Raw genomic sequence first — 13,033 nt, forward strand, 5'->3', positions numbered from 1 at the left:
TTAGGGGTATAAATTATGAAGATATATTCAGTGAAAATATTATTAGAATCTACTGTAATACCAAACACCCATTCATCTAAAACATTCGAAGAAATTATCATATTGGTAGAAGCTCAAAATTCCGATGAAGCAGAAATAAAAATCCGCCAAAAATTTGTTGATGATACTTACATAAATGCAGATGGTGGGCAAACTACATGGAGTCTTGTAAAAATACTTGATATATTTGAAACTGTTGATCAATTCGAAGGAGATATGAATTTCAAAGAAGTTTATAGTCGCTTTTTACCTTTCGATAAACCAATTACTGCAGATGAAGTCATAAAATTATATTCCCTTGATAAATAAAAAAAGGGCAACAGTATTTAATACTGTTGCCCCTTTTTATTTCAATAAAGAAACATCTATTTCTTCAACACTCTATCATTTATATTAATTATCTGGAGTATAAGTGGGGTATTAATTATCATTGTCCTGAAGTGTTGAAACAAGATATTGTGAGAGAGCAGAGCAATTTATAGCTGCTCTTTTTATTTATGCTGTATTAAAAACAAGCTCAAAACTTATTCGTGGTGAATGGACTTTTGAGTTAATATATAAAGAGAATATTATCTGTTCAAGTAAAGTTAATTATAATATTCTTAATAATAGTTATAAAAAACACAAAAACCACCATGCTAAAAATACTGCTTTTTAGAGTAGACATAAGAATGTAAGGAGCCATCTGCTATGAGATTGGATTCTATCTTTGTTAGATAAAGATAATAAGTATAAAAGGTTTAAAATATTAGGTTTACTATTAGTTGCCTGCCTTATATTAGAAAACATACTATTTGAGACTGGGATATAACTAGTTATTAGTTCACGATAAAATAGGAATTACATACAACGATGCGTAAAATAAAGAAAGTTTGTATCCAACAGAAAACCAATCTAAGCGATGTAATACCAACATTTAGATTGGTTTTCTAATAAACTACATCAAAAATTAAACTTCTATTTTTACCCCCATCCTTACTTGGTTAGAACGTTGTGTCCAATTATTAAAACAAAATGAATCAGTAGTGAATATTCACAGAAAAACAGGTCTTTCTAGGAACACTGTTTACTCAATTAAAAGGCAATTAGAAAAATGAATGTAGATATGAAATAAAGTCACAACGTTAATAAACAGTTTTAAGTAAAATCCTGTGTTGGCATGCAGGATTTTTTAATTGTTCCACAAACGGGTCAGATCATGGAATATCGATAGGGTATCTTTCTTGCGTATGAATATTTGCCACAATATTTAACAAGAAATGTTATGAACTGTTGATAGATATCTCCTTAAATCCTCTATATTATAAAAATAAAAGGAGATGAAAAACATGATTGGTATGAATATTCGTGTTTTGCGTAAAAGGCATAAACTAAGTCAAGAACAATTGGCTGAAAAGGTAAACGTATCAAGGCAGACCATAGCGAAGTGGGAAAATGGGGAGGCTATACCTGATATTTACAAATTCAAAATGCTCGGTGATATTTTTCAAGTAACCATAGATCAATTATCCCAAAATATGAATGAAGAAGAAGCAAATCGGATTAGTCCTAAAGGGAAGCAGTTCTTTGGTGTTGTGAAGGTAGGAGAACGCGGACAGATTGTAATTCCAAAACATGCACGTGAAATGTATCAGATTCATGCAGGTGATAAACTGGTTGTTTTGGGAGAGGATGCGACAAAAGGAATCGCTGTCTTAAAAAGTGACGGCTTCCTAGAATTTGCAGAGATGATTCGAAATGCGGAATCCAAGGATGAGAGTGAATGAGTAAAATCATCTTTTTTTCGTTACCCGCACATGGTCACACCAACCCCACTATTCCGGTAGTAACCGAATTAATAAAGAAAGGTCATCAAGTTTGGTATTATTCCTTTTTAGAATTTCAGGGCAAAATAGAAGACACTGGTGCTTTTTTTATAGCTTGTGATGAATTCTTACCTAAAGTTACACATTTAGAATTGGATCGTAAGGTTGGCAAAGATTTTGCAGCATTAATTGAAATGGCTGCGGATATAACAATTGCTTTGGATAAAAAGGTGTGTAAAGAATTAAGGGATATTCAGCCAGACTGCATTGTATCTGACTCTTTATGTATTTGGGGAAAATTATTTGCTGCGAAACTAGGAATTCCATATATTTGTTCGACTACTTCGTTTGCCTTTAATCAGTATACAGCAAAACTAATGAAGCGGAGTTTCATGGAAGTCTGGAGAATGATTCTAGGCATGCGGAGAATTAACAGAAAAATTAAACTATTAAATGATCATGGTTATCGAGTAGAGAATTTTGTATCGTTAGTTCAAAATGATAATGAAACAGACACCATTGTTTACACTTCGAAAGAATTTCAGCCAATGGCGGATACCTTTTCTGGGCGCTATGCCTTTGTTGGACCGTCCATAAAGCAGTCTATACCGATACAGAATGAAAAAAGAGGTAGAAAAGTAATCTACATCTCTCTTGGAACAATACTAAATCAGAATCAGGATTTTTACCAAAACTGTCTCAAAGCATTTGGGAAGACAGACTATGATGTTGTGATGTCAGTCGGAGAAAAAACGGAGATTTCGTCTCTTGATAGCGTACCAGAAAATTTCATAGTGAAAAACGCTGTGGATCAGATCTCGGTATTACAGAAAGCAGATGTATTTATTACCCACTGCGGGATGAATAGTACGAATGAAAGTCTATTTTTTGGAGTTCCAATGGTTTTATTTCCGCAACATAGCGAACAAAGAATGGTAGCTGACCGAGTTGCCCAGCTCGGTGCAGGAGTAAAACTTAAAAGAAAAACTCCAAAGGATTTAGCAACAGCGGTAGCTGAAGTGCTTACAAATCGAGTATACCAGGAAGAAGCGCAGAAACTGTCAGAAAGCTTTAGGAAAGCTGGTGGTGCGTTAGAAGCAGCTAATGTGATCCTGAGTATAATTGGAGAGAAATCCTAACGCCTTTGTATTCTGCAAAAGTTTATATGGTGAACAAAACTTCAAGAAGCAGGCGCATTTCTTTATTAAGGAATGCGTCTTTCTTCATCTAAAGGGTCAGATTATAGAATAACGTACTTTAACGCTGTGGGAATTTACTATTCTGTAATCTTCAAACAAAAATTGGATGACAAAGTAACTGGGCTAACCCATGATATTCGAGATAATATCATAGAAGTAAAAGACTCTGCTAAATCAACGGTGAAACAGACCATTAATGTACTCAATATGCTGGTGCGAGTTTTCAGTCTGTAGGTAAGCACCGCATTGAGGCTTTTTGCCCCAGTTTTAAATTTTACCAGACCGTACAGCAGTTTTTTAAATGATAACAATAAAAGATATAAAGAAGTCTACTAAGCAGGCGTCTGATAAGAAAAGTAATCTTTACAATCGTTAAAAAAAACTTTATCAAACCCGTACAGGTTTTTTAATGGGCTTTAAAGCCTTTGTAGGTGTTATATATGAGTCATTGAAAAAAATCAAAGCAGAGGACAAGTTAGGGTTGTCTCACGGCTATTTAGAAACAATCAAATATCACTCATTAGATGCAGCCATTTCAGCCAGTGATCAATACGTTAAAATCAATCCTAAAAAGTACACATGGCATATCCCTAAGTATTTACTTGATTTAAACATCCAACCAGGTGATATTGTTAATGTCGGAAAACCAATTGCACGTATCTTAGTAACAGAAGTTTTTAGGGAAGAGATTGAAGAGACAGGAAAACAATATAAAAGAATTAGAGGGCTTTTGGAAAAAGTATCCCAAAAAGTATAAGTTTTTACAACATGCAAGGATCGGGTACTAAGAGTTATCTTAGTTGCGTGAAAAGAGCCAAGTATAACGTGCAGGATTAAGAGTGTGCTACAGCACACTCGAAAAGCGCGTCGCACTTGGGTTGGAACGGTATACGGGAGGGTTTGATATTGTATACATAACAAAGTAGAACTATATGGAGAACGAAATGATAGGTATACCGGTTGAAAAAGGAATGAAATTTTGTTGTAAGGGTAGCCAGAATAATCACCATTAAATTTCAGAGTGCCCTTCTACGCACCTTCAAAAATTCGGTGTGCTTAATGGCATAAAATCGGAATCCGATTTTTGACCTCTGGCGATTTAATTTTCTCTAAATAGTGTTCCCAATGGGAGTGTGGCCACACTCCCATTGGGAGGAGATTCCTATGACCTTTACGAATATTTAGTTGTTATTTTTCAAAAAAATAAGCAGTTATATTTGTTGTTGCTTTGCTCGAATTGTAAAGAAAAAACTATAAGTGAAAATAAGTAAACTATAATTATTAAGAGTAACGAATTGGTTATTCAAATCTAAAGACAGTAGGGATAATACATTGTCCCTACTGTCTTTAGATTTTTGAAATTTTTATTTTTTACTCTTTTCTGATGATTTTATAATTATTAAGCTAACGATACTTATAAGCGCAACTCCATACATAATAGTTTTATTGGTTTCGCCCCAAGTATCAACCATTGCTAGTAGAATTATTAGTAGTAATAAAAAGTAAAGTAAGTAACTTCGCATTTGTTAAACTCCTTCTTAAGTATAGGAAAAAAAGTAGAATTAATAAATTTCCACTTTTAACCATTCAGTGTTAAGCTAAATTCTTTAAAGCACGTTCATTAAAGAAGTAATTTTCATCTTCATGTTTATTATTTTCGTATGAAAATAAAGGTCCACAAGATCCTATGATTGCACTTATATTAAAGAAATCCATAAATAATTGTTTAGATGCTGAAGATAACTTACTAGCAACAGAGAAATCTTCTAGAGCTTGACTTAGAGCTTTAGTTTGGCTATACCCCTTGTCTTTACGATAATATTTATAATTTGTAAGAACTTGTTGCATTACTTTAGTGGCACCACCAAGAGTGTCTAATAATTTGTGAACTTTAAGGATTTTTGTTACAGGAATAAGTCCTCCAAGAGCTCCGACGCATGCAGCTATTTCTATAACTGAAAACGAGTAAGCTGAAATATTAGGAATTTGAACTTCACTTTCACCAATTTGCTCTAAGGAACCAAAGTTTAAATATTCGCCTTCAGCTGTGATTGTTAAACCAGAATGGTTTGATAACCATTCTGCGACTTCTTCAGCACTTTGCTTTTCAGATGGTAGTTGCTCAATTGCATGCAGTAATTTATAAAAATCACTATCTTTATTAAATCCTAATTCATTTAAATATAATTCTTCTTCATTTGTTAGTTCAGTTGCTTGAGTAGAAATTGCCGACATAGTTACTCCACCAACTAATAATGCAGAACAGCAAAATGTTGTGAATGTCTTTTTGAATAAACTATTATGAATCATTATTTTTTCGCCTCTTCCTTATAAGTATATACTGTAAATTTTTTTATTAATTGTAAATTATTCATATTATTTACTATTACAATAATAACATTATTGAGGTTTAATAGAAAGTGTTTGTAAAAATGACTAAATATTCCTTATTTTCTGTTTCATCTTAATTCTGCAGTGAAACCATGTTTGGTTATGCGATTTTATACACGTTGCAGGTAGTAAGACTACCCTTAAAACGCTGTCAAAACAAAGATATATAAAATTTCGTATACACAATAACTAGTGATTCAAAAAAAGGCAGTAACGACAAAGGTTGGTCCTTCATCGTTACTGCCTTTTTTTAATGTTATGTATAGTTGAAATGCATGAACGTGAATAATTTTTTAACTTTTTTTAAAAAAAAGGTTGTTAAACCGAAATGAAATTACCTTTATAGAATGTTAGATGGTTAGCCAATTATAACAAATACAAAAAATATCTATACTTCTACAACATTCTTGTATCCACACGCAGGTCAATGCTGAAACTGAAGAAGTTTCTGAGAAGAATTCTATCGATGAAGTAGATAAGGAGCTTCATACAAAATATAGACAGTATCATGAAAAACTCAAAAAGCCTAGGTACTCCACATTGCTATTCCACATACATAATATTCTCTTCTAAAGGTTGAAGGTTGAAATCTGATATAATTCATTTGTATGAGGTTCAATAATATCTAAATTAGACTCATTCATCTAATTAGATAAATATTGTGTGGGCGGAAAAAAAGAAGGAGGAAAATCAGAGTTTAAAGGACGCTGATCTTTTTTGCATAACGTAGGGCGTATCCACCCTCTTCTTTTTCCGTCAAGTGAATTTCATATAATAATGAAGTGAGGTAAGGTGTTCATTCAATTTGAAAACTAAAAAAAGATTTTATCAGAAAAAAAAGCGATGGATGATTCCCGTTTATATTATTGTCATTCCTATATTGCTTATATTTATAATTGGTCAGTTTACACCTGTACTTAATACCTTTATTATCAAGCAGCTTTTTGAATCTGATTCTTTTGCATCCCCTAAGGACATTGAAACAATAAAAAGGCAAGTCCATGTTGAAAAAGATATTGTTTATGATGAACATGGAATTGAGAATAGTCTTTTAGATATTTATTATCCGAAAAATATGAAGGAAGAACTCCCTGTTATTATGTGGATACATGGTGGTGCATTTGTATCAGGTAGTAAGGAACAAACGCAAGAATATGGAATGGCATTAGCCAATGAAGGATATGTTGTAGCAAATATAAACTATGCTATTGCACCGGTACAAAAATATCCGGGGCCAATCATACAAACTAACCAAGCTCTTAAATATTTACAGGATAATATTTCGAAATATGGCGGCAATATGAATCATTTATTTATTGGCGGTGATTCAGCAGGTGCACAAATTGCCAGTCAAACCATTGCGATAATAACAAATGAAGCTCTAGCAAAATCAATGGATATTCAACCTACAGTTGATAAAAAACAGTTAAAAGGTGCTCTTTTATTCTGTGGGGTTTATAACATGGATAAAATAGGTGCTCAGTCATCTCCAATAATAAAAAAAGGTATCCAATCAGTATTTTGGGCATATACAGGAACAAAAGATTTCAAGTCTTACTCTAGAATAGATGAGATGTCTACAGTTAAACATGTAACACCTAATTACCCACCTACCTTTTTGACAGTTGGAGATGCAGATCCACTAGCCCCACAATCAACAGAGCTTATAGATGTTCTCAAAAAGAATGGGGTGGAAGTAGAAAGTGTTTTATTTGAAGGAACAAATTCTGACCTAGGTCATGAGTATCAATTTGATTTTACTACTACGCACGCTGAACAAACACTTGGGAAAACGCTTGCCTTCATAAAGAAGTATAGTGGGAAATAGCTCAATACGCACATCAGGTTTGGTTTAATGAAATCGGCTTCTGTCCGTTACTAGTGAGCTAAAAAACATCACATGGTATTAATCATCACCTTTGTAGAAATACCTTGTAACTTCATCACCTGATTTTAATTTTACTTCTTGCCGATGACTTCCTCTCGTTCCCATAAAAATAAGCACCTCCGATTGATATTAGGATACATTACCCTAAATTCAATTGAAGATGCTTTTTTGTTTTGTCTAACCCGAAGGAGTCAGTTCAAGGGGCAGCCTACCCCTCTTTTTGTTACCTAATTGAGTTTTGTGAAGTATCTTATCTCTTCTTTATCCGTATAAAAGCCAACCGATTCGTATAGAGATAAGGCTGATTTATTTGTCGTTAGTACCATGAGAGTGGCTTTTTGTAGCTTATGAGACTTAAGATATTTCAAAGCCTGTGTAAGCGTAAACTTTGCAATTCCACGCTTTCTCCATGGTTCACGGACAAAAACGTCCTCAATTACACCGTAGTCTTCTTCCTGCCATGTCATTAGTCCGCCAACAATAGTGTCTATTTGACGTATGACCATGGATGTCCATAGCTTGTTTTTTTTGTATTCAGACAATCTATTAAGACCAAGTGGAGCATCTGGCCAAATTTCAGCTTCAATATTAAGGTAATCTCTTTCCTCGCTAGATGTCTCCATGCTCCAGTGTGAGAATTGAAACTCCTCCTGAAGTTTTAACTCCACAACCGGTTCAGTCAAATCTCGATTCATGCTATACAAACTATTCAGAGGGAGATATCCTTTTTGGATAAAAAACTGATTGTTTGCTGTTTCTTTCGAATCGTTACCTACACAAAGTATTGTTCCGTATTCTTGAGGTAAAGTTACCTTTAATTGCTTTGCTCTTGTTAAAAGATATTGATAGACTTTGTCGAGCAACGTAATGTCCTGTTCTCTTTCAGAAATGGTTTTCAGATTAATATATATAGAGTGATTGTTCTCTTTTGAACGACCTGGAGGAACAACGTTAATGATGCTAACTTGCCCCTTAGCGACCATTTTCCCATCTTCAAATGCGCAATAAACGTTACTCCAATTATCTTCGTCCCCGACCCACCAAAATGTCGCGTTGTCTTTTGCTGTTACTGATTGGTACAACTCACCAAGTAAAGGCATATCTCCATGTTCGAAGTTACGAATGAAAAATTCTGTTGGTGATTGGCTCAAAATAATACCCCTCTCAATAGTAGGGGGTTCCGCAGTTTAGAGGGCTAGCTATGCGTTTTCCCCTTGAAAAATTTGCCCTTTGCTAACATTTGTTTGCTCACAGTAAACTCCTCCTTTGACTATTATTACCATTTAAAATAACACACTTTAATACTTGTATCTACATATTTTTATCTCTATATTAATTTTTTTTAACAAATATATAATCGAATTTTGATAACACACTAATTCAATTCTTTTAATAAACCTTCAATGACAAATTCAATTAAAATATATGAATATAGCATTGATTTAGTATGTATTTAAAAAGATTCCTTTGTTTCGCGTTGGATAGCCCGAAAGAAGTAATCAAAAAAATCTCTTTTTATCATAATTCCTGGGAATTCACTAGTAATTTGAGTATTTGGATACAGATTCAAAAAAATATATAGTTCTTAAAGTAAATGAGGTAGCCGTTATAAGGAATATAGTGCATCTAAAAAATATATTATTTTTCGAGTGCTTTTTAACTATTTTTTCGGTTATAATGAGAAAAACACGAAATATGATTCTAGTTTTATAACTAATGATTCTTGAATTAGTCATGTAATCTATACACTATCGAAGGGGAACTAAGAATGTTTTTAAAAAAAGAACGGAACATAACAATTGGCGATCTTATTAAGTTGAGTGAGGCTCAATTGCAAATGGCTAAACAGGGTCAATATGATTTTGAGTATACTTTAGCTTCAACAAATGATGAGGAATTAAACCAGTTAGTACATAATTTAAATCAAGTAAATAGGCTTCGGAAAGAATCTGAAGATCAATTGCAGAAAAAATTGGGTAATGTATTGAAAAGTAATGAAATGGGTCTTTGGGAATTACGAGTATTAAACGGACGCTTGGATGATTCAAACAATGTTTTCACAGCTTCGTCAGAATTAAAAGAGCTCTTAGGGTTTGATAGTTATGCTCTTAAAGACAGTTTTCAAGATTTTTTGAAGGTAATTACAGAGGCGCATCGTTCTGATTTTAAAGAGATGCTAGAGGAGAGTTTAGAAACACAAACTCGATTTAATATGGAGCATTTGATATGCTGTCGTGACGGTCAAGAGCGCTGGATACAGACTACAGGAATGGCTTCCCATCTTGAAGATGATCAGTATCAAATCATTGGTTTGATGATGAATATTCATGATAAAAAAATAAACGTGGAAAAATTACAGGGATATGTAACACGTTATGATTTAATTAATAAAGCTCTGGTAGAAGCGCCATGGGATATGATTGTAGATCAAGGTAATCCATTAAATCCACAGAATTCCTTTTGGTGGAGTGAACAATTTCGAAGAACATTGGGCTTCAAGGATGAACATGATTTTCCAAATATTATGAGCTCTTGGAGTGATCGCTTGCATCCAGAGGACAAGCAGCCTGCATTAGATGCGTTTAGTGCCCATTTATTAGATTTTTCTGGGCGTACGCCATTTCAAGTAGATTATCGCCTTCAATTAAAATCAGGTGAATATCGCTGGTTTCATGCAAACGGTACAACGCTTCGTGATAATGAGGGAGCTCCTTTGCGAGTGGCAGGAACTATTCGAGATATTACACATGAAAAAAAGAAAGAGCAAAATGTGCAAGAAACTATGACACGTATGGAGGAATTATCAGCTTCTATTAATCAAATGGTTGATGGCATTAATTCTATTACTATGCAGGCACAGGAACTGGCGAACACACAGGAAAAAACTACAGAAGCTGCCAATGATGCGAAAGGGGTAGCAGATGAAACACAGATTATATCACATTTTATTCGAGAGATAGCAGATCAGACAAATTTACTAGGGTTAAATGCTGCAATAGAAGCCGCACGTGCAGGAGAACAAGGAAAAGGTTTTGGTGTAGTAGCTGAAGAGGTAAGAAAATTAGCAGTTAATTCGGCTAAGGCAACAGGTAATATTGAATCAAGTTTAATGCAAATAAAGGTTTCTATTGATACAATTATTGACTATATGGATAAAATTAGTGAGCTTGCGCAAATGCAGGCGGCTCTTACAGAACAATTGAATGCCTCGGCAGATGAAATTGGTACAATGTCACAGGATTTGGTGGAATTTTCAAAGCAACAATAAAATAAAAGAGTATTTCGCTAAAAAGCTTTTATATAAAGCAAATAGGGGAATTCTCATTAAAATAACCAGGTACTCCTAAAGTTTTTTATGAGTATCTGGTTTTATTTATGAGCTTTAAAAAGATGCTTTTTTTTTTGACATTCAGTACACCGAGTGCTAGCAGAGATATACTTAGATCAAGAGACTATCTAAAAGTCCCACAGAAACATATCTTATTTTTATTTATTTACTCAGATGGTCATGGTTTATCGGAGGTTGGAATTGCTATAGGATTTCATGTAGATGCTACGTATCTTCCGTCGATCGTAACAGGGATGCTTGTAGATAAAGTCGGACGAACATGGTGGAAAGGGGACTTTTTTTGTATAAAAAAGTAAATTGCCTTATATGGCGATGCAAGATTACTTGATTTATTCCAGTAAGAATTAAAAGTCTTTCGAAAAGTATAGTTGATGTTAAGGTAAGAATTTCTTTATCCTGTTATAGTGTCTAGATTGATAAAGATAAATGTACTCTCGGTTTCAAAATTGAAATATTTGATTACAAACATTTATCTCAATAAAAATAATTACCTTCAACTCAAATAAGGCGTCTTAGTAGAAGAAAATTGAGTTTTTATGTTGCCCTTCCTCCTTTACCTAAACATTTTTATCTGCTTATACATTTAATAAAGTAAGTCATATTGATTCTATGACTATCAATGACTATTAATTATTGATAAGGAGGCAATTAAATTTGAAATTAAAAAAGTTTATTGACGCATTACCAATTCCACCTACTATTAAACCAACTGGAATACGTGATGGAATCCCTTACTATGAAGTGTTGATGGAGCAGATAAAACAAAAGCTACATCGGGCCTTACCACCGACAACAGTTTGGGGATATAATGGTTTGTATCCTGGGCCGACATTTGATGTTCTCAGGGACCATCCCATTCTTGTAAAGTGGGAAAATAAACTACCTTTTACACACCTTCTGCCAGTGGATACTACTGTTCACGGTGCTGAACCTAGTCAACCACCTGTTAGAACGGTAGTTCACTTGCATGGGGGGCGTGTTCGCCCTGAAAATGACGGATATCCCGAAGCATGGTTTACCAAAAACTTCGAAAACTTTGGCAGCAAATTCCTACATGAAGTTTACTACTATCCAAATTGTCAGCGTCCGACAACTCTCTGGTATCACGACCATGCCCTTGGAATCACTCGATTAAATGTATATGCCGGGTTAGCAGGGTTTTACCTAATTCGAGATAAGGAAGAAGAAAAACTAAATTTGCCCAAAGGTGAATTTGAAATTCCATTAGTTATCCAGGATCGTTCTTTCTATGATGACGGTCAACTGTTCTATCCTTCCCAGCCCGGACAAAAACCACCACCTGCATCACAACCACCACCACCAATAGATCCTGATCTTCCGAATCCATCGGTTGTTCCGAGTTTTGTTGGAGATACAATATTAGTCAATGGAAAAATATGGCCCTATCTTAGAGTTGAACCAAGAAAATACCGATTTCGAATCCTCAATGGTTCTAATGCTCGTTTTTACCGTATGCGATTGAGTTCAGGTCAAGATTTTATTCAAATTGGTACGGATGGCGGATTATTAGAAAAACCTGTACGAGTTTCTGAAATCATATTGGCTCCAGCAGAAAGAGCAGATGTAATCATTGATTTTTCAAAACATAGAGGGCAGAATATCATACTGACTAATGATGCTCCGGCACCTTTTCCTGGTGGCGTTCCTCCTTCTCCAGATCTTTCGCAAATTATGGAATTTAAAGTTAAACAAAAATCTTCCCAACCGGATACAAGTACAGTACCCGAAACATTAAGTTGTTTAGAAAAACTTCAACCTAAAGATGCTATATATGTAAGAGAAAACTTTTTAGTTGAAACTACTGATGAATATGGCCGACCGTTGTTTGAACTCAATAACAAGATGTGGGTCGATCCCATTACAGAAACACCATATAATGGAACAATAGAAATTTGGGAACTTTATAATTTAACCGCAGATACCCATCCGATACATTTGCATCTAGTTCAATTCCAGATTCTCAATAGAGCACCAATTACCGTAGATGAAAATGGGAATATCATCAAAGTAGGGAAAGCAAAGAAACCGGATCTGAATGAAATGGGTTGGAAAGATACCGTACGTGCAAACCCGGGGGAAGTTACCCGTATCATTGCACGCTTTGGGCCGTTTACGGGAACTTATGTATGGCATTGTCATATTATTGAACATGAAGATCATGATATGATGCGTCCGTACCAAGTACTTCAAAATCATAATTTTGATCCATGCATCCCTATTTCAGGCGTATGCCGGGACGATTCATTTACCCAGTGCTGCGATCATGGCCATAAATATTGTGACTGTGAAAAGTATCATGACGAGGATGAGTCAAGTTTTCAATAATGAACATGATAAACCG

Annotated in this window: 9 protein-coding genes; 7 read left to right on the forward strand and 2 right to left on the reverse strand. The window is 34.5% G+C overall.

Features of this window, described 5'->3' with window-relative positions:
- Positions 1 to 15: 15 nt before the first annotated feature.
- From AC3CH7_RS16605 to AC3CH7_RS16620, 4 genes are all read left to right on the forward strand, one after another.
- Positions 16 to 348, forward strand: a complete 333-nt coding sequence (locus AC3CH7_RS16605) for a DUF4288 domain-containing protein (protein WP_488381649.1) — start codon at positions 16 to 18, stop codon at positions 346 to 348.
- Between the two features lie 1,019 nt (positions 349 to 1,367).
- The gene (locus tag AC3CH7_RS16610; RefSeq protein ID WP_036218312.1) at positions 1,368 to 1,805 is read left to right on the forward strand and encodes a helix-turn-helix domain-containing protein; all 438 of its coding nucleotides are present in this window, start codon (positions 1,368 to 1,370) and stop codon (positions 1,803 to 1,805) included.
- A complete protein-coding gene (locus tag AC3CH7_RS16615; RefSeq protein WP_036218308.1) occupies positions 1,802 to 2,983 on the forward strand; it encodes a macrolide family glycosyltransferase in 1,182 nt (393 codons plus the stop codon). The genes AC3CH7_RS16610 and AC3CH7_RS16615 overlap by 4 nt, the downstream gene beginning before the upstream one ends.
- A 469-nt stretch (positions 2,984 to 3,452) precedes the next feature.
- Entirely contained in the window at positions 3,453 to 3,800 is a 348-nt protein-coding gene (locus AC3CH7_RS16620; RefSeq protein ID WP_243432493.1) for a DUF5839 family protein, read from the forward strand.
- Between the two features lie 836 nt (positions 3,801 to 4,636).
- On the opposite strand, the gene AC3CH7_RS16625 is transcribed toward AC3CH7_RS16620, so the two are convergent.
- Positions 4,637 to 5,353 carry a hypothetical protein gene (locus AC3CH7_RS16625; protein ID WP_197149045.1) on the reverse strand — a complete coding sequence of 239 codons (717 nt, stop codon included), beginning with the start codon at positions 5,351 to 5,353 and terminating at the stop codon, positions 4,637 to 4,639.
- An 886-nt stretch (positions 5,354 to 6,239) separates the two neighbouring features.
- Between AC3CH7_RS16625 and AC3CH7_RS16630 the strand changes: the two genes are divergently transcribed.
- Positions 6,240 to 7,262, forward strand: coding sequence for an alpha/beta hydrolase (locus AC3CH7_RS16630; RefSeq protein WP_031415857.1), 1,023 nt, complete (start codon positions 6,240 to 6,242; stop codon positions 7,260 to 7,262).
- A gap of 287 nt (positions 7,263 to 7,549) precedes the next feature.
- On the opposite strand, the gene AC3CH7_RS16635 is transcribed toward AC3CH7_RS16630, so the two are convergent.
- The gene (locus AC3CH7_RS16635) at positions 7,550 to 8,473 is read right to left on the reverse strand and encodes a GNAT family N-acetyltransferase (protein ID WP_227256845.1); all 924 of its coding nucleotides are present in this window, start codon (positions 8,471 to 8,473) and stop codon (positions 7,550 to 7,552) included.
- Between the two features lie 617 nt (positions 8,474 to 9,090).
- Between AC3CH7_RS16635 and AC3CH7_RS16640 the strand changes: the two genes are divergently transcribed.
- A complete protein-coding gene (locus AC3CH7_RS16640; protein WP_012294449.1) occupies positions 9,091 to 10,590 on the forward strand; it encodes a methyl-accepting chemotaxis protein in 1,500 nt (499 codons plus the stop codon).
- Positions 10,591 to 11,325: 735 nt separating this feature from the next.
- The gene (locus AC3CH7_RS16645; RefSeq protein WP_488381650.1) at positions 11,326 to 13,017 is read left to right on the forward strand and encodes a multicopper oxidase family protein; all 1,692 of its coding nucleotides are present in this window, start codon (positions 11,326 to 11,328) and stop codon (positions 13,015 to 13,017) included.
- Positions 13,018 to 13,033: the final 16 nt, after the last annotated feature.

The sequence above is a fragment of the Lysinibacillus sp. F12 genome (assembly GCF_057773605.1).